At 71.8% G+C, this 17,723-nt stretch carries 18 protein-coding genes; 1 reads left to right on the forward strand and 17 read right to left on the reverse strand.

Features of this window, described 5'->3' with window-relative positions:
- Window positions 1–13: 13 nt before the first annotated feature.
- From BGP73_RS10810 to pyrR, 3 genes are all read right to left on the reverse strand, one after another.
- Entirely contained in the window at window positions 14–1,336 is a 1,323-nt protein-coding gene (locus BGP73_RS10810; RefSeq protein WP_069814080.1) for a dihydroorotase, read from the reverse strand.
- The gene (locus tag BGP73_RS10815; RefSeq protein WP_069814081.1) at window positions 1,333–2,364 is read right to left on the reverse strand and encodes an aspartate carbamoyltransferase catalytic subunit; all 1,032 of its coding nucleotides are present in this window, start codon (window positions 2,362–2,364) and stop codon (window positions 1,333–1,335) included. Before BGP73_RS10815 ends, BGP73_RS10810 begins: the two co-directional genes overlap by 4 nt.
- A 215-nt stretch (window positions 2,365–2,579) precedes the next feature.
- Window positions 2,580–3,164: a bifunctional pyr operon transcriptional regulator/uracil phosphoribosyltransferase PyrR gene (gene pyrR / locus BGP73_RS10820; protein ID WP_069814082.1), complete on the reverse strand. Its 585-nt coding sequence runs from the start codon at window positions 3,162–3,164 to the stop codon at window positions 2,580–2,582.
- Between the two features lie 306 nt (window positions 3,165–3,470).
- Here pyrR and bldD point away from each other — a divergent pair, with 306 nt between their 5' ends.
- Complete coding sequence (gene bldD / locus BGP73_RS10825; RefSeq protein ID WP_069814083.1) at window positions 3,471–3,971, forward strand: transcriptional regulator BldD; 501 nt, start codon at window positions 3,471–3,473, stop codon at window positions 3,969–3,971.
- A 289-nt stretch (window positions 3,972–4,260) separates the two neighbouring features.
- Here bldD and nusB read toward each other — a convergent pair whose 3' ends face one another.
- From nusB to BGP73_RS10895, 14 genes are all read right to left on the reverse strand, one after another.
- The gene (gene nusB, locus BGP73_RS10830; protein WP_069814084.1) at window positions 4,261–4,689 is read right to left on the reverse strand and encodes a transcription antitermination factor NusB; all 429 of its coding nucleotides are present in this window, start codon (window positions 4,687–4,689) and stop codon (window positions 4,261–4,263) included.
- Window positions 4,690–4,691: 2 nt separating this feature from the next.
- A complete protein-coding gene (gene efp / locus BGP73_RS10835) occupies window positions 4,692–5,258 on the reverse strand; it encodes an elongation factor P (RefSeq protein ID WP_069814085.1) in 567 nt (188 codons plus the stop codon).
- 74 nt (window positions 5,259–5,332) lie between these two features.
- Window positions 5,333–6,463 (reverse strand): M24 family metallopeptidase, encoded by a 1,131-nt coding sequence (locus tag BGP73_RS10840; RefSeq protein WP_069814086.1) that lies wholly within the window; start codon window positions 6,461–6,463, stop codon window positions 5,333–5,335.
- 65 nt (window positions 6,464–6,528) lie between these two features.
- Window positions 6,529–7,344 carry an AAA family ATPase gene (locus BGP73_RS10845; RefSeq protein ID WP_069814087.1) on the reverse strand — a complete coding sequence of 272 codons (816 nt, stop codon included), beginning with the start codon at window positions 7,342–7,344 and terminating at the stop codon, window positions 6,529–6,531.
- A gap of 124 nt (window positions 7,345–7,468) precedes the next feature.
- Entirely contained in the window at window positions 7,469–7,909 is a 441-nt protein-coding gene (aroQ, locus tag BGP73_RS10850; RefSeq protein ID WP_069814088.1) for a type II 3-dehydroquinate dehydratase, read from the reverse strand.
- Window positions 7,906–8,994, reverse strand: a complete 1,089-nt coding sequence (gene aroB, locus BGP73_RS10855; protein WP_069814089.1) for a 3-dehydroquinate synthase — start codon at window positions 8,992–8,994, stop codon at window positions 7,906–7,908. Before aroB ends, aroQ begins: the two co-directional genes overlap by 4 nt.
- The gene (locus BGP73_RS10860) at window positions 8,991–9,527 is read right to left on the reverse strand and encodes a shikimate kinase (RefSeq protein WP_069814090.1); all 537 of its coding nucleotides are present in this window, start codon (window positions 9,525–9,527) and stop codon (window positions 8,991–8,993) included. The genes aroB and BGP73_RS10860 overlap by 4 nt, the downstream gene beginning before the upstream one ends.
- Window positions 9,524–10,741, reverse strand: a complete 1,218-nt coding sequence (gene aroC / locus BGP73_RS10865) for a chorismate synthase (RefSeq protein ID WP_069814091.1) — start codon at window positions 10,739–10,741, stop codon at window positions 9,524–9,526. The genes BGP73_RS10860 and aroC overlap by 4 nt, the downstream gene beginning before the upstream one ends.
- Window positions 10,742–10,875: 134 nt before the next feature.
- On the reverse strand, window positions 10,876–11,712 hold the full coding sequence (locus tag BGP73_RS10870; RefSeq protein WP_069814092.1) for a shikimate dehydrogenase: 837 nt from the start codon (window positions 11,710–11,712) through the stop codon (window positions 10,876–10,878).
- Window positions 11,709–13,514: an endolytic transglycosylase MltG gene (gene mltG, locus BGP73_RS10875; RefSeq protein WP_069814093.1), complete on the reverse strand. Its 1,806-nt coding sequence runs from the start codon at window positions 13,512–13,514 to the stop codon at window positions 11,709–11,711. The genes BGP73_RS10870 and mltG overlap by 4 nt, the downstream gene beginning before the upstream one ends.
- A gap of 125 nt (window positions 13,515–13,639) precedes the next feature.
- Complete coding sequence (gene ruvX, locus BGP73_RS10880) at window positions 13,640–14,125, reverse strand: Holliday junction resolvase RuvX (protein WP_069814094.1); 486 nt, start codon at window positions 14,123–14,125, stop codon at window positions 13,640–13,642.
- Window positions 14,122–16,788 carry an alanine--tRNA ligase gene (gene alaS / locus BGP73_RS10885; RefSeq protein WP_069814095.1) on the reverse strand — a complete coding sequence of 889 codons (2,667 nt, stop codon included), beginning with the start codon at window positions 16,786–16,788 and terminating at the stop codon, window positions 14,122–14,124. The genes ruvX and alaS overlap by 4 nt, the downstream gene beginning before the upstream one ends.
- Window positions 16,788–17,111: a hypothetical protein gene (locus BGP73_RS10890; RefSeq protein ID WP_069814096.1), complete on the reverse strand. Its 324-nt coding sequence runs from the start codon at window positions 17,109–17,111 to the stop codon at window positions 16,788–16,790. The genes alaS and BGP73_RS10890 overlap by 1 nt, the downstream gene beginning before the upstream one ends.
- A gap of 7 nt (window positions 17,112–17,118) precedes the next feature.
- On the reverse strand, window positions 17,119–17,562 hold the full coding sequence (locus BGP73_RS10895) for a DUF948 domain-containing protein (RefSeq protein ID WP_069814097.1): 444 nt from the start codon (window positions 17,560–17,562) through the stop codon (window positions 17,119–17,121).
- Window positions 17,563–17,723 lie beyond the last annotated feature (161 nt).

A 17,723-nucleotide genomic window follows, 5' to 3' on the forward strand; every position in this document is an offset into this window, starting at 1 on the left:
CCGAGGAGTTCTCTCACACCAGCTTCCCGTCCGCGACCGTCGCCCGTCCCCGCAGGAAGGTGTGCGTCACCCGGCCCGGGAGCTCTCGCCCCGCGTAGGGCGTGTTGCGACTGCGGGAGGCGAAGCCTGCGGGGTTCACCGTTCCACGGTAGTCCGGATCGACCAGGACGAGGTTGGCCGGCTCACCGGCGGTGATGGGCCGTCCCTGCCCGCTCAGCCGGCCGATGGCCGCCGGGCGCGCCGACATCCGGTCGGCGACCTGGCTCCAGTCCAGCAGCCCGGTGTCGACCATGGTGTGCTGGACGACGGAGAGCGCCGTCTCGAGTCCGAGCATCCCCATGGCCGCCGCCGCCCACTCGCAGTCCTTGTCCTCCTGCGGGTGCGGGGCGTGGTCGGTGGCGACGCAGTCGATGGTCCCGTCCGCGAGCCCCTCCCGCACGGCCATGACGTCGGCCTCGGTGCGCAGCGGCGGGTTGACCTTGTAGACCGGGTCGTAGGAGCGTACGAGCTCGTCGGTGAGGAGCAGGTGGTGCGGGGCGACCTCGGCGGTCACCTTCCACCCCTTGGACTTCGCCCAGCGCACGATCTCCACCGAGCCGGCGGTGGACAGGTGGCAGATGTGCACCCGGGAGCCGACGTGCGCCGCCAGCAGGACATCGCGGGCGATGATCGACTCCTCGGCGACCGCGGGCCAGCCGGCGAGGCCGAGCTCGGCCGAGACGACGCCCTCGTTCATCTGCGCGTTCTCGGTCAGACGGGGCTCCTGGGCGTGTTGCGCCACCACTCCGTCGAAGGCCTTCACGTACTCCAGCGCCCGGCGCATGATCACCGCGTCGTGGACGCACTTGCCGTCGTCGGAGAACACCCGGACGCCCGCGGCGGACTCGTGCATGGCCCCGAGTTCGGCCAGTTGCTCACCGCCCAGGCCCACGGTCACCGCCCCGACGGGCTGCACGTCGCAGTAGCCGGACTCCCGGCCGAGCCGGTAGACCTGCTCGACGACTCCGGCGGTGTCGGCGACGGGGAAGGTGTTGGCCATCGCGTGGACGGCGGTGTAACCGCCGACCGCGGCCGCCTTCGTGCCGGTGAGGACCGTCTCGGAGTCCTCCCGCCCCGGCTCGCGCAGGTGGGTGTGGAGGTCGACGAGTCCGGGCAGCAGGATCCGCCCCTCCGACTCGATCACCGTGGCGCCGGCCGCCTCGGCGTCCGGGCCGGTGGCGGCGATGATCCCGCCGTCGAGGAGTACGTCCTGCGGCTGACCGCCGAGGATCTTCGCGCCGCGGATCAGTGTCCGCTTCGGCCCCTGGGACTCCGTGGACGTCTTCGGCTGGCTCATGACTGGTTGTTCTCCTCGGTGCGTGGGGTGGCGGCCGCCGGCGCGACGGCCGGTCCGGCGCCGCCCAGCAGCAGGTAGAGCACGGCCATCCGGATGCTGACGCCGTTGGCGACCTGCTCGACGGCGGTGCAGCGGGGGGAGTCCGCGACCTCGGCGGTGATCTCCATGCCGCGGTTCATCGGCCCGGGGTGCATGACGATCGCGTGCCCAGGCATCCGGGCCATCCGCTCGGCGTCGAGGCCGTACCGGCGGGCGTACTCCCGCTCGGTCGGGAAGTAGGCGGCGTTCATCCGCTCCCGCTGGACTCTCAGCATCATCACGGCGTCGGACCCGGCGAGCACCGCGTCGAGGTCGTAGCTGATCTCGCACGGCCACCGGCCGGCGCCGATCGGGATCAGGGTGGGGGGTGCCACCAGCACGACCTCGGCGCCGAGCGTGGTCAGCAGGTGCACGTTCGATCGGGCCACCCGGCTGTGCAGGATGTCACCGACGATGGTGATCCGGCGCCCGGTCAGGTCGCGGCCGGTCCCGTCGCCCGGCCCGGCGTGGTGCGTCGGGCCGCCGTCGGGCGCGCCGGCCAGGTGGCGTCGGATGGTGAAGGCGTCGAGCAGCGCCTGGGTGGGGTGTTCGTGGGTGCCGTCGCCGGCGTTGACCACGGACCCGCCGATCCATCCGGAGGTGGCCAGCCGGTGCGGGGCGCCGGAGTCGGGGTGCCGGATGACGACCGCGTCGGCGCCCATCGCCTCCAGGGTGAGGGCGGTGTCCTTCAGCGACTCGCCCTTGGAGACCGAGGACCCCTTCGCCGAGAAGTTGATGACGTCGGCCGAGAGCCGCTTCGCGGCGGCCTCGAAGGAGATGCGGGTCCGGGTCGAGTCCTCGTAGAAGAGGTTGACGACGGTCCGACCGCGCAGCGTCGGCAGCTTCTTGATCGGCCGGTCGGCGACTCGGGCCAGTTCCTCGGCGGTGTCGAGGATCAGGACGGCCTCGTCACGCGTGAGGTCGGCGGCCGAGATGAGGTGGCGCTTCATCCGGTTTCTCCGTGGGTGGGGGTCTGGGTGGTCCCGGGGCCGTGGGTGCGGGTCCGGCGGGCTCGGGGTCGTGACGGGCGCGCGGGGGCAGGTCGGGCCGACACCCGGCCGCGGGCCGGTTCCGGATCCGCGGCCGGGTGGGCGCGGGGTTCGCCGGAGCACACTCGGCTCCCGGGTCACCGGTGCCGGGCGGGGCGGCGGCTTCGCCGGCTCCGCTAGCGCTCGCCGGGGTGGCTGGCGTCGCCCGCGCCGAGGAGCACGCTGTCGCGGCCGTCCTCCTCGGTGACCAGCACCTTCACCGTCTCCCGCAGGGAGGTGGGAAGGTTCTTCCCGACGTAGTCGGCGCGGATGGGCAGCTCGCGGTGGCCCCGGTCGACGAGGACGGCCAGCTGGACGGCCCGGGGGCGGCCGATGTCGCCCAGGGCGTCGAGCGCGGCGCGGATGGTCCGACCGGAGAAGAGCACGTCGTCGACGAGGACGACCAACCGGCCGTCGACCCCCTCGGGTGGGATCTCGGTGGGCGCGAGGGTGCGGGCCGGGCGGAGCCGCAGGTCGTCGCGGTGCATGGTGATGTCGAGGGAGCCGACGGGCACTGGCCGGCCGGTGATCTCCTCGAGCTTGGCGCCCAGCCGCCGGGCGAGGAAAACGCCGCGGGTGGGGATGCCTAGCAGGACCACGTCGTCGGCGCCCTTGGCGCGTTCGACGATCTCGTGGGCGATGCGGGTCAGTACCCGGGCGATGTCCGAGGCCTCGAGCACGGGCCGGGGCGGTCCGGATTTTCCGGGAAGAGCTGTGTCCATGGGGAACGGACCTCCTTCTCCGCCTCACGGGACGGTTATTAAAGGACGTCTGGGGGGTGCTCGTTTCACGGTATCAGGACGGTCACCTCGGCCCCCTTCTGGGGAGGGGGTGATTCCGCTACGGCCCGCGCCCGCTCCGCCCCCGGCGGCTGGAACGGGTCCCTGCCAGGGTGCTCACCGCGCGATTCCCGGGGTTGCCGACCGTCCGGTTCGCGGTGACGAGATGGACCATTCCGGCTTGACGGAGTCAGATTACGCTGCGTAATCTCACAGTGAGTGACAAAAGTCTTCGTCCCGGGGAGCTATATGTCCAGCGAATACGCCAAACAGCTCGGAGCAAAACTTCGAGCCATCCGCACCCAGCAGGGCCTTTCCCTTCACGGTGTCGAGGAGAAGTCCCAGGGGCGCTGGAAGGCCGTCGTGGTGGGCTCCTACGAGCGCGGTGACCGTGCGGTCACCGTTCAGCGCCTCGCCGAGCTGGCGGACTTCTACGGCGTCCCGGTGCAGGAACTGCTTCCGGGCACCACTCCCGGCGGCGCGGCCGAGCCGCCGCCGAAACTGGTGCTCGACCTGGAACGGCTGGCCCTGGTGCCGCAGGAGAAGGCCGGCCCGCTCCAGCGGTACGCCGCCACGATCCAGAGCCAGCGGGGTGACTACAACGGCAAGGTGCTCTCGATCCGTCAGGACGATCTACGCACACTCGCCGTGATCTACGACCAGTCTCCGTCCGTGCTGACCGAACAGCTCATCAACTGGGGTGTACTGGACGCGGACGCTCGCCGCGCGGTCGCCAACGAAGAGGGCTGAGCGGCCTCCGGCAGCGAGTTCTTCGGCCGACTCGGCCATCCGACCGCCGGGGCGGAGCCCACCACGGGCTCCGCCCCGGCGGTCGTCTTGCGTCCCGTGAGATCCTCCTCCGCCTGAGGGTGGTCCCGCGTTCCCGGTCGATCACGGGACCACCCTCAGTGCCGCATCAGGCGGGCACCAAAAACAGTGAACGGGCCCGGAGCGGATCGTCGTTCTTCCGCTCCGGGCCCGGAGAGCCGTGTGCTCACTGCGGCCGACCTGACCACCCGGGCCGGCCGGATCTTCGGCGTTACCCCCGCCGAAGCGTCGGCTTCAGTTCCTTGAGCCGCCCGAGGAGGCCGTTGACGAAGGCCGGCGAGTCATCCGTGGAGAACTCCCTGGCCAGTTGCACGGCCTCGTCCAGCACGACCCCGTCGGGGGTGTCGTCCTCCCACAGCAGCTCGTAGGCGCCGAGCCGCAGGATGTTCCGGTCCACCACGGGCATCCGGTCCAAGGTCCAATCGACCGCGTAGGTGGAGATCAGTTCGTCGATCCGGTCCGCTCGTTCGGCATAGCCCTCGACCAACCGCATCGTGAACTCGCTGACCGGCGGCTGACGGTTGTCGGTCCGAGCGAGCCGCAGCCAGTCCGCGAGTACCGTCCGCACGGGTGCGCCGCGCTGGTCGGACTCGAACAGGATCTGGAAGGCGCGCTTTCGGGCGTTGCTACGGGCAGCCACGGTTAGCTGTTCACCCGGCCGAGGTACTCACCGGAACGGGTGTCGACCCGGATCTTCTCACCGGTGGTGATGAAGAGCGGGACACCGATCTCGTAGCCGGTCTCCAGCCGCGCGGGCTTGGAGCCGCCGGTGGAGCGGTCACCCTGCACCCCGGGCTCGGTGTACTCGATGACCAGCTCGACGGAGGCGGGCAGCTCGACATAGAGCGGATTGCCCTCGTACATCGCGACCACCGCCTCGAACCCCTCGAGCAGGAAGCGGGCGGCGTCGCCCACGGTCTCCGGCTGGAGGTAGATCTGGTCGTAGGTCTCGGTGTCCATGAAGACGAAGTCGTTGCCGTCCTTGTAGGAGAACTGCATCCCACGCTTGTCGACGTTGGCCGTCTCCACCTTCACCCCGGCGTTGAAGGTCTTGTCGACCGTCTTGCCGGAGAGCACGTTTTTCAGCTTCGTGCGGACGAAAGCGGGGCCCTTACCGGGCTTGACGTGCTGGAACTCGACGACGGACCAGAGCTGGTCCCCTTCGAGCTTGAGCACCATGCCGTTCTTGAGGTCGTTCGTGGATGCCACGGTTGGGGTATCTCCTGCACTGAAGCTGGTGGAAAACCAAAGGTGCACGCGGTGCGCGGCGTGCCAGGCGCGAGCTAGAGCGCGAGCAGCTCCTTGGTCGTGATGGTGAGTAGCTCTGGTCCGCCGTCCGCCTCGGGACGGACGACGAGCGTGTCATCGATCCGGACGCCGCCCCGGCCCGGGAGGTGTACCCCCGGCCCGACGGTGACCGGCACGCAAGCGTCCAGTTTACCCATGGCCGTCGGGGAGAGCCGAGGGTCCTCGTCGTTTTCCAGCCCCACGCCGTGGCCCGAGGAGGGCGGGAGTTGGCCTCCGTACCCCGCCGTGTCCAGCCGCTGCCGGGCGGCCCGATCGACGACGCGGTACTCGGCTCCGGGCAGCAGCGCCTCACGCCCGGCGCGCTGGGCGGAGAAGACCAGCTCGTAGAGGTCGATCTGCCAGGTGTCCGGCGAGGTGCCGATCACGAAGGTCCGTCCCAGTTCGCTTCGGTAGCCCCGGTAGCCGGCGCCCAGGCGGACGCTGAGGAAGTCGCCCTCCTCGACCCTGCGGTCGGTGGGCGGATGTCCCCGGAGGCCGGAGTTCGGGCCGGTGCCGACGGAGATCGGGAAGGCCGCGCCGTCCGCACCGTGGTCGATCAGGCGACGCTCCAGTTCCAGGGCGAGATGCCGCTCGGTCCGGCCGACGAGGATGGACTCCAGGAGTTCGCCCAAGGCCTGGTCGGCGATCTCCGAGGCCACCCGGAGGCAGGCGATCTCCTCCTCGTCCTTGACCAGTCGGTGACGTTCCACGGTCCGGCCGAGGTCCGCCAGGTGCAGACGGGCGGCCACCGAACGCAGCGCCCGGTACCGGGCGACCGAGAGGTCGTGTTCCTCGACCACCAGGCTGTCGGCCCGGGAGGCGGCGGCCAGGTCCGCACCGGCCACCGCGGAGTCGGCCCCGGAGGCGGACAGCACGATGACGCGCAGGGTCTCGTCCACCCGGCCCTCCGTCGGGTCCCCGGTCGGCGCCGAGGGGCAGACCAGGATGTCCTCACGCTCGGCGTGCTCCTCGGTGGGCCCCAGCAGCAGCGCCGCCCCTCCGGGGACCCCGCCGGCCAGGTAGCGCACGTTCGCCGGCCGGGTCACCAGCACCGCGGCGGCGCCACGGGCCCCGGCCCCGCCGGCTGCGCGGAGCCGTGAGCGACGGGCCGCATGCACCTCTGACATGTCCCGAGCCTACGAACGCTCCCCGCTCTCGGCCGGTCGAGCGCGTCCAGACGGGGGCGGCGGACCTACCAGGCCGGCGGACTGCTGAGACTGCGGCAGACGGCCTCGTCCAGCAGCCGGGCGGTCTCGACGACGTCGCGCTGGGAGTTGTCGATGATCGGGAGCCCGGAGCCGTACCAGCCCGCCATCCGGCCGTGGATCCGGGCGACCTCCTCGTCGCTGAGCCGCCGGTTGCCGCTGCGCTGGGCGTTCCGCTCCAGGACGATCTCCAGCCCGGGCAGCAGCACCACAGGCATCAGCCCCGGGCCGACGTGGCGCTTCCATCCGCCCAGTCCGATCACCGGGCGGTCCGGGAAGACCGCGTCGTCGATGATGCAGGAGATGCCGTTGGCGAGGAAGTTGCGGGCGGCGAAGCCGCAGGTGCGGCGGGCGAGCCGGTACTGCGCCTCCGAGTGGTCGTTCCAGCCGGACTGCGGGTCCGCGAAGCCCGAGCGCACCCATTCGCGTACGTCGTCCAGGCTGATGTGCGCGGTCGGCGCACCGCGGGTGTCGGCCCAGTGCCGGGCGACCGTCGTCTTGCCCGCCCCCGCCGGTCCGATCAGCAGCACCGCCACGGCGGTGCCGGCCGGGCTCGGTGCCGACTGGCCGCGCAGCGGTACCGGCGCGCCCTTCGGCAGCCGGAAGTGCCCGGTGGGCTCGGTGGACGGTGGGGCGGCGGGGGGACGCTGCGGGGCGGGGCCGCCCCAGCCGCGGGCCGGCGGCGGGGCGGGCGGTCCCGGCTGGTTCCGTTGGAACTGCCCGCCCGAATGGGGCGGTTGGGCGCCGGGCCGCTGGTGCGAACCATGGGGTGGCGGCAGCGGAGCCCCCATCGCATGCTGCATCCGCTGTTTCTCCGTCTCGTGCGGGCACTGACCGGTGGTGTCGAACGGCTCGGTCGGTGACGACCGAACGTTACGTCCCCCGGTCGCCGCAGTGTAAACGGTCGGCCGCCGGCCAAAGTGCCCGTCAGCCGCCGATGTCCTCCGCCAGGGCGCGGAGGGCGAGACGGTAGGAGTCGATGCCGAAGCCCGCCACCGTGCCCGAGGCCACCGCCGCCACCACGGAGTTGTGCCGGAACTCCTCACGGGCGTGGGGGTTGGAGATGTGCACCTCGATCAGCGGGGCGGTGCGCTGGGCGGCCGCGTCCCGCATCCCGTAGGAGTAGTGGGTGAAGGCTCCGGGGTTGAGCACCACCGGGATCGCGCCGTCCGCGGCCTCGTGCAGCCAGCGGATCAGCTCGCCCTCGTCGTTGGTCTCCCGCACCTCCACGGCCAGGCCCAGCTCGGCGCCGAGCGCGGTGCAGGCCCGCACCAGGCCGGCGTAGGAGGTGGCCCCGTAGACATCGGGTTCCCGGGAGCCCAGCCGGCCCAGGTTCGGCCCGTTCAGGACGAGCACTCGGCGGCTCATGCGGCGATCTCCGCGTGTGCGGCGAGCAGCACGGCGGGATCGGGCCCCTCCAGGACGACCGGCTGCGCCAGCCCCTTCAGCACGATGAACCGCAGCAGGTCGCCGCGGGACTTCTTGTCCACCTTCATGGTCTCCAGCAGCTTGGGCCACTGGTCACCGCGGTAGGTGGTGGGCAGGCCGACGGATTCGAGGACGCCGCGGTGGCGGTCCGCGGTCGCGTCGTCCAGCCGACCGGTGATCCGTCCCAACTCGGCGGCGAAGACCATCCCGACCGAGACGGCCGCGCCGTGCCGCCAGCGGTAGTTCTCGTTCTTCTCGATGGCGTGGGCGAGCGTGTGCCCGTAGTTCAGGATCTCGCGGAGCCCCGCCTCCCTGAGGTCCGCGGAGACCACCTCGGCCTTCACCCGGATGGAGCGCTCGACCAGTTCGGCGGTGGCCGGCCCCTGCGGGGTGCGGGCCGCGGCCGGGTCCCGCTCGATCAGGTCCAGGATGACCGGGTCGGCGATGAAGCCCGCCTTGATGATCTCCGCGAGCCCGCTGACGTAGTCGTGGGTGGGCAGCGTCTCCAGGCTGGCGAGGTCGCAGAGGACCCCGGCGGGGGGATGGAAGGCACCGACGAGGTTCTTACCCTCCGCGGTGTTGATGCCGGTCTTCCCCCCGACGGCGGCGTCGACCATGCCGAGGACGGTGGTGGGCACCGCGATCCAGCGCACACCGCGCAGCCAGGTCGCCGCGACGAATCCGGCGAGGTCGGTGGTCGCCCCCCCGCCGACGCCGACGATGACGTCGGTCCGGGTGAAACCGGTCTGGCCGAGCGCCTTCCAGCAGTAGGCCGCCACCTCTGCGGTCTTCGCGTCCTCGGCGTCGGGCAGTTGGACGGCGATGGTCCGGTAGCCCCGGGCGGCGAGCTCCTCACGGATCGCCTCCCCGGTGGCGGTCAGGGCCTCCGGGTGGAGCACCGCGACCCGCCGGGCGGACCCGACCAGATCCGGCAGTTCGGCGAGCAGGCGGCGGCCGACGAGCACCGGGTACGGGTCGCTGTCCGCGGTGCCGCCGACTTCGATACGGAGCGGGGTGTCGGTCATGTCGGGTTCTCCGTGCCCGTTGCGGGCAGTCTCAGTTCCAGGGCGTCGAGGACCGCGTCGACGACCTCCTGCGGGGTGTGGTCACCGGTGCTGACCACCGCGCGGGCCACCTGGGTGTAGAGCGGCCGCCGCTCCTCCATCAGGGTGCGCCACTGCTGGCGCGGGTTGACGGCGAGCAGCGGGCGCGGGGCGTCGAGTCCGACCCGCTTGACCGCGTCGGCCAGGGCCACGTCCAGGAAGACGACGGGCAGTCCGAGGAGGAGTTCCCGGGTGCGCCGGTCCATGATCGCGCCGCCCCCGAGCGAGAGCACTCCGGGGTGTTCGGCGACCGCGGCCCGCACCGCCTCCCGCTCCAGTTCCCGGAAGTGCGGTTCGCCTTCGCTGAAGAAGATCTCCGGGATGGGCTTGCCGGCACGTTCCTCGACGTCCCGGTCGGTGTCCCGGTAGTCGGTGCCGAGCCGTTCGGCGAGGAGCGAGCCGACGGTCGTCTTTCCCGCACCGGGCGGACCCACGAGGACGGCCACCGGCGTCATCGGATGGCCAGCCCGTCGAGGAAGGAGCGGACGTTGCGGCGGGTCTCGACGAGCGAGTCACCACCGAACTTCTCGGCGACCGCGTCCGCGAGTACGAGTCCGACCATCGCCTCGGCGACGATGCCGGCGGCGGGCACCGCACACACGTCCGAGCGCTGGTGGTGGGCCTTGGCGGGCTCCCCACTGGCGACGTCGATGGTGGCCAGCGCCCGCGGGACGGTGGCGATGGGCTTCATCGCTGCGCGCACCCGCAGCAGTTCACCGGTGGACAGACCGCCCTCCGTACCGCCGGAGCGGCCGGAGGTGCGCCGGACGGCGCCGGGCACGGCCCCGCCCTCCCCCGCGGACCCGGGGTCGGCGAAGACGATCTCGTCGTGGGCCTGGGAGCCGGGGACCCGGGCCAGCTCGAAGCCGTCGCCGATCTCCACCCCCTTGATCGCCTGGATGCCCATGAGCGCCGCTGCGAGCCGGGCGTCGAGTCGGCGGTCCCAGTGGACGTGCGCGCCGAGGCCCACCGGAACGCCGTGGGCCACTACCTCGACGACGCCACCGAGGGTGTCTCCGTCGCGGTGCGCCTGGTCGATCTCGGCGACCATCGCCTTGCTGGCGTCGGGGTCCAGGCAGCGCACCGGATCGGCGTCCAGCCGTTCGACGTCCTCGGGTCGGGGGACCAGCCCCTTGGGAGCCTTGGCGCCGGCCAACTCGACGACGTGCGAGACGATCTCGATGCCGGCCGTCTCCTTGAGATAGGAGCGGGCTACCACCCCGAGCGCGACCCGGGCGGCGGTCTCCCGGGCGCTGGCCCGCTCCAGGATCGGGCGCGCCTCATCAAAGCCGTACTTCTGCATCCCGGCGAGGTCCGCGTGGCCCGGCCGGGGCCGGGTCAGTGGGGCGTTGCGTGCCAGACCGTCGAGTTCCGCGGGGTCGACCGGGTCGGCTGCCATCACCTTCTCCCACTTGGGCCACTCGGTGTTGCCGACCATGACGGCCACCGGCGACCCCAGGGTCAGGCCGTGGCGCACCCCCCCGAGGAAGGTGACCTCGTCACGTTCGAACTTCATCCGGGCCCCGCGGCCGTACCCCAGTCGCCGTCTGGCGAGGGCGTCCGCCACCATCTCGGTGGTGATCGGCACCCCCGCCGGGAGCCCTTCCAGCGTCGCGACCAGTGCCGGTCCGTGCGACTCTCCGGCGGTCAGCCAGCGCAACCTGCTCAACGGTTCTCCCTCATGCTCGCACCAAGGACTGCGGCGCGAACCGGTGCGCGGCCCGGCCCGCCGACCTCGATCCTGCCATGTCCCGGTGATCCTTCCGGACGCCCGTCCACAGGCCGGACGGGTGTGGCCGGGGCTCAGTCCGCCGAGCGGTCCGCCAGCGCCTGCTCGCCGGCGGCTCGCATCGCGGCCAGCGGGCCCGGAGACCGTCCGGTCATCTCCTCCACCTGGAGCACCGCCTGGTGCACCAGGAGGTCGAGTCCGCCGAGGACCGTCCCGCCGTGCGAGGACCAGGCCGCCGCGAGTCGGGTCGGCCAGGGCTCGTACAGCACGTCGAAGAGGGTGCCGGGGGTCTCCGGAACTGCTGTGGCCAGCGAGTCGGTGGCGCCGACCGGTGTGGTGGCGATCACCAGCGGTGCCCCCAGCCCCTCGTCGGCCCTGGACCAGTCGGCGGTCCGGACGGGCACGCCCAGCCGCTCGCCCCAGCCCCGCATCTCGTCGGCCCGGGCGGCGCTGCGCACGTAGCAGGTCACCTCGCCGGTGCAGACGTGGGCCAGCGCGGCGAGCGCCGAGGAGGCCGTGGCCCCGGCGCCGAGCACGGTGGCACCGGCGACCCGTTCCACACCGCGTTCCCGTAGCGCGGCGACCATCCCGGGGATGTCGGTGTTGTCACCGAGCCGGCGGCCGCCCGGGGTGAGGACGACGGTGTTGACCGCCTCCACGGACGCCGCGGTGTCGCTGACCCCGTCGAGCAGCGGGATGACCGCCCGCTTCAGCGGCATGGTCAGCGAGAGTCCGGCCCAGGAGGCGTCGAGGCCGTCGAGGAATCCGGGGAGGCCGGTTTCGTCCACCTCGAAGCGGTCGTACCGCCAGCCGGTCAGCCCCAGCGCCCGGTACGCGGCCCGGTGCAGCACCGGGGAGAGCGAGTGCGTGATCGGCGATCCGAGGACCGCCGCGCGGAGTGCCCCGCTCATCGGCCAGCCTGCTCGTTGTACTTCTCCACGTTCCGCTGGTGCTCAGCGTAGGTCTCGGAGAAGACGGTGTTGTCCGCGGAGATCGAGACGAAGAAGTACCAGTTCCCCTTCGCCGGGTGGAGCGCCGCCTCCAGTGCCTCGGCCCCGGGGTTCCCGATCGGGCCCGGCGGCAGGCCGAACTCGCTGTAGGTGTTGTACGGGTGGTCGAACTGCCGCATGGTCGAGGGGGAGGGCAGGTCCAGGGTGCTCTGCTTCTTGGCGTAGTTGTAGGTGGAGTCGAAGTCGAGCCTTCCGTTGGTCTCCGGATTGCCCTTCTCCAGCCGGTTGTAGACGACTCGGGCGACCTTCTCGAAGTCGTGCTTGTACTTGCCTTCGGCCTGCACCAGGCTGGCGACGGTGATGAGCTGGCGGGGCGAGTCGAGGTCCAGTTCCTCCGCCTGGGCCTCGAGGTCGTCCCCGTACTCCTTCTTCGCCCGGGCCACCATCTGCCGGAGCACCTCCTCCGGTGTGCTGTCCCCGCTCACGCTGTACTGCGCGGGGAAGAGGAAGCCTTCGTTCGGATCCTCCACCTGCTCGCCGTCCATCCACGAGGGCACGCCGAGGTCCTCCTCCGCCGCGACCTTGGCGGTGGTGCCGGACTTCACCGAGAGCTTCTTGTCGATGGCCGCGTAGATCTGGCTCGCACGCCAGCCCTCCGGGATGGTCAGCACGTTGCGGCTGGCGGGGTCGACCATCATCTTCACCGCCGCGGCGCCCGACATCTTCTTCTTCAGCGTGTAGGTGCCGGGCTGGATCAGTCCGCCCTTGGGGTTGTCGCCCGCCGCCTCCACGAAGGCCTCGACGCTCTTGACCACGCCCGCTTCCTTCAGGATCCGCCCCATCTCGCCGGTCCCGGCACCCTCCGGGATCTCCACCCGCGCCTCACCCGAGCCCTGCCCCGAGAAGTCCGGAGCCGCTCCGAAGTGCTCCTGCCAGAACTGGTAGCCGAGGTAGCCGGCACCGCCGACCGCTCCGCTGAGCACCACGGCGACGACCAGGCAGGCCACCCCGCTCCGCCGCTTCGGTTTCCGCTTCTGCTTGCCCCGCCGTGCCGACCGGCGACCCGGCGGCGGGCCGTCCTCCTCCTCGGGATCGTCGGGCTCGTACCCTGCGGTCTCCCGGGCGTCGACCGGGGCGTCGTTGAAGAAGGGGTGGTCCTCCTCCGGCTCGTCAGCCCACTCCGGCGGCGCGTCGGGGCCCGCCGGCCCGCCGTCCGGCGTCGGGTGGCTCGGCTGCCCGACGCCGTACGGCTCGGCCTGGTGCGGGAAGCCCTGGAGGGGCTGATTCCCCGGTGCGCCGTACCGCTGCTCCCGGTGGCCGCCGTCCGGTTCGGGGTAGGAGGGGCCGGGGCCGTAGGGGTCCTGGGGGAAGACCGGCTGGGCCGGAGAGTGGACCGCGGGGTACTGGCCGGTCGAAGTGGCGCCGTACAACTGCTCGCCGTAGCCGACCTGGTGGGTCCCGTACGGGTCACCGGGCTGCTGCCCGGTGTACTGCTCCGCGGGACCGCCACCCGGGCCCGGGTGGTATCCGGGCCCGCTGGGCTGGGCGCCGTCCCAACCGTACGGCGCGGCTCCGCCGGGGTGCTGCTGGTCCGGATAGCCACCGGGGTGGGCCGCCCACCCCGTCTGCTGCTCCGGGTGCTGCCAGTCTCCGTACCCCCCATGGCCGTTGGGGGCCTGCTGCGCCTCCCAGGCCTGGTCCCCGTAGAGGGGGTCCTCAGGGTGCCACGGCACTGATCCCGGGCCCCGGCCATAGTCAGTCATCGATCCCCTAGAGCTGCGAGGCAGCACCGGTCGCCCAGGTCTGCCTCGGGTCCGGACCGCCTCATGAGTTAGGTGCACCACTGTTCGAGCGTTGATGTGGCGCGCGAAACGTTACCGCATCGCGATCAGCCGACCGCTTCAACGCCTTCCCCAGGGGGCTCCCCCGAACTCCGCTCGGCTTCCAGGGCGTTCTGCAGGATGATCACCGCTGCCGCCTGGTCGACGACGGACCGGCCCTTCCTGGCGTTCCTGCCGGCGGCTCGAAGCCCCTGTGCGGCGGTGACGGTGCTCATGCGTTCGTCGACGAGCCGCACCGGCACCGGAGCCACGGCGGCGGCGAGCAGCCGGGCGAAGTCCCTGACCTTCGCCGCGGCCGGCCCCTCCCGCCCGTTGAGCGAGCGGGGCAGCCCCACCACGACCTCGATCGGCTCGTACTCCTCGACCAGCGCCGCCAACCGCCGCCGGGCGGCCGGAGCGTCCCGCCCCGGCACCGTCTCCACCGGCGTGGCCAGGATGCCGTCGGGGTCGCAGGAGGCCACGCCGATCCGTACGTCCCCGACGTCGATGCCGAGTCTCCGGCCGCGCCGCGGCTGCCCTTCCAGCGCCCTCATACCCGGTCGGCCACCAACCGCTCCACGGCGGCCACCGCGTCGTCGATGGCGGACGGGTTCTGGCCGCCACCCTGGGCGATGTCGTCCTTGCCTCCGCCGCCGCCCCCGAGGGTCTTGGCCGCGGTGCGGACCAGCTCGCCCGCCTTCACGCCGCGCTCACGGGCCGCCTCGTTGGTGGCGATGACGGTGAGCGGGCGGTCCTTGACCACGGTGAACAGGGCCACCACGGCCGGCCGGCCGCCCTGGATCCGGCCCCGGACGTCCAGCACCAGCTTCCGCAGGTCGTCGGCGCCGGTGCCGTCGGGCACCCGCCCGGTGGCCAGCGCCACCCCGCGGACGTCCTTGGCCCCCTCGGCGAGACCGGCGGCCGCCTGCAGCACCTTCTCGGCGCGGAACCGCTCGATCTCCTTCTCGGCCTCCCGAAGCCGGCCGAGCATGTCCGAGATCTTCTCCGGTAGCTCCTCGGAACGCCCCTTGAGCAGCCCGGTGAGCTGCGAGACGATCGTGTGCTCGCGCGCGAGGAACTGGTAGGCGTCCACACCCACGAGGGCTTCGACCCGCCGCACCCCCGAACCGATCGACGATTCGCCGAGCAGCTTGACCAGTCCGAGCTGAGCGGTGTTGTGGACGTGCGTGCCACCGCACAGCTCCTTGGAGAAGTCACCGATGGTGACCACCCGCACACGGTCGCCGTACTTCTCACCGAACTCGGCGATGGCGCCCTGCTTCTTGGCCTCCGTCATCGACATCACCTCGGCGGTGACGTCGAGATCCCGGGCGAGCACCTCGTTGATCTTCTGCTCCACGTCCAGCAGCACGCTGCCGGCCACCGCCGTCGGCGAGCCGAAGTCGAAGCGGAAGCGGCCTGGCGAGTTCTCCGAACCGGCCTGGGCGGCGGTGGGGCCGAGCGCGTCGCGCAGCGCCTGGTGGGTCAGGTGGGTGGCGCTGTGCGCACGGGCGATGGAGCGCCGGCGGGTGACGTCGATGCGGGCCTCCGCAGCGGCGCCCACGGTGACCTCACCGACCTGGACGACACCCTTGTGCACGCTGACGCCCGGCACCGGCTGCTGGACGTCGCGCACCTCGATGACCGCGCCGCTGTCGATCCGGATGCGCCCGGTGTCGGCGAGTTGCCCGCCGCCCTCGGCGTAGAAGGGGGTGCGGTCGAGGACCACCTCCACCTCGTCGCCTTCCTGGGCCGCGGGTGAGGGTGCGCCGCCCACCAGGAGGCCGACGACGGTCGCCTCGCCCTCGGTGTCGGTGTAACCGGTGAAGACGGTGGCGCCGGAGCGGTCGGCGACCTCGCGGTAGGCCGAGAGGTCGGCATGGCCCTGCTTCTTGGCCATGGCGTCGGCCTTGGCGCGCTCCCGCTGCTCCTTCATCAGCCGGCGGAAACCGTCCTCGTCGACCGAGAGGCCCTGCTCGGCCGCCATCTCCAGGGTGAGGTCGATGGGGAAGCCCCAGGTGTCGTGGAGCAGGAACGCCTTGTCCCCGGCGAGCACCCGGCCGCCGGCGGCCTTGGTCTCGGCCACCGCGGTGTCGAGGATGTTGGTGCCCGTCTTGAGGGTCTTGAGGAAGGCCGCCTCCTCACTGAGGGCGACCGTCTCGATGCGCCTGCGGTCCTCCAGCAGCTCCGGGTACTGCTGGCCCATCGTGGCGAGCACGGTGTCGACGAGTTCGCCGACGACCGGGCCGGTGGCCCCCAGCAGGCGCATGTTCCGGACGGCCCGCCGCATGATGCGGCGCAGCACGTAGCCCCGGCCCTCGTTGCCGGGCGCGACCCCGTCGCCGATGAGCATGACGGAGGTGCGCAGGTGGTCGGCGACCACCCGGAGCGAGACGTCGGAGTCCTCGCTGTCGCCGTAGCGGACTCCGGTGAGTTCGCTCGCCTTGTCCATGACGACCCGGAGGGTGTCGGTCTCGAACATGTTCCGCACGCCCTGCAGGATCATCGCCAGGCGTTCGAGGCCGAGGCCGGTGTCGATGTTCTTGCTGGGCAGTTCACCGAGGATCGGGTAGTCCTTGCCGGCGCCGGGGCCGCGCTCGTACTGCATGAAGACCAGGTTCCAGATCTCCACGTAGCGCTCGTCGTTGACCGCCGGCCCGCCCTCCTCACCGAACTCCGGGCCGCGGTCGTAGTTGATCTCCGAGCAGGGGCCGCAGGGGCCGGGCACGCCCATGTCCCAGTAGTTGTCCTCCTTGCCCAGACGCTGGATGCGCTCGGCGGGGACCCCGATGACCTCCCGCCAGATCCGGTCGGCCTCGTCGTCCTCCTCGTAGACGGTGATCCACAACCGCTCCGGGTCGAGGCCGTAGCCGCCGTCGGCGACCGGGCCGGTCAGCAGCTCCCAGGCGTACTTGGCCGCGCCTTCCTTGAAGTAGTCGCCGAAGGAGAAGTTGCCGCACATCTGGAAGAAGGTGCCGTGCCGGGTGGTCTTGCCGACCTCTTCGATGTCCGGGGTGCGTACGCACTTCTGCACGCTGGTGGCGCGGGCGAAGGGCGGTGTGACCTCACCGAGGAGGTACGGCTTGAAGGGCACCATGCCGGCCGGCACCAGCAGCAGCGTCGGATCGTCCGCGATCACGGACGCCGACGGGACGACGGTGTGTCCCCGCTCCTCGAAGAAGCGCAGCCAGCGACGGCGGATTTCAGCCGACTCCATCAGTGGTCCTCATTCCGGTCGTTCGAGGTGGGAAGGTTGTTCCGGTCCTGCGGGACCGGACGGGACGGTCCGGGCAGCTCCCTCGGTCCCCCGGCCCCGGCCGCGATGCCCAGGGCGTCGTTGAGTTCGAGCTCGCGGCGGGCCATCTCCGCCTTGACGTCGAGGGCGAACTCCTTGAGGCGGTGGCCGGTTTCGACGGCCTTGTCCGCCGCCTGCACGGCGAGGTTCTCGGGGGTCAGCCGGCGGAGTCGGCGTTGGACCTTGGCGGTGGCCCAGACGCCTGCCGCAGCACCGGCGGTGAACCAGAAAGCCCGGCGGAACATCGCTGCCTCAGTCCTTTCGACCGCGCCCGCGCCAGCCCCCCCGGCGCGGTGACGGCAGGGTACGGGAGACGATCACGGAGCGGGGCCGGTCGGTCCGCGGTCCGCGGTCCTGCCGGCCGAGCGCGCGTCGGACGCCGTAGCCGAAGGCGGCGACCTTGACCAGGGGGCCGCCGAAGGTGGAGGCCACGGTGGAGGAGAGCGCGGAGGCGTTGGAGGTGACCTCCTGGACGTCGGTGGTGATCGCGTCGACCCGGTCCAGTTGGCTCTGTGCGGACCGCACGGTCGCGGAGGCCTCGTTGAGGAGCGGGACGGCCCGCTCCGAGACCTCGGACACCAGCAGGGTGGCAGCCCTGAGCACCTGCGCGAGCCTCACCAGCACCACGGCGAGGAACGACACCAGGATCGCCCAGAAGACAGCCACGAGGATCCCGGCCACCTCTCCACCGGACACGTTCGCACCGCTCCCTGTAGTCGAAGATCGCCGCCACCGGGCGCGGACTTCCGGTCCGCCTGATCCGGGACGGCGGTCTTGACCTTATCGCGCGAGGAGGGCGCGGCTGAACCGACTTACGGCCGGTCCCCGCCAGGAGGACGGGGACGGGCGCCGGGCCG

The organism is Streptomyces sp. TP-A0874 (assembly GCF_001748085.1).
In the GTDB taxonomy this organism is placed as follows: domain Bacteria; phylum Actinomycetota; class Actinomycetes; order Streptomycetales; family Streptomycetaceae; genus Streptomyces.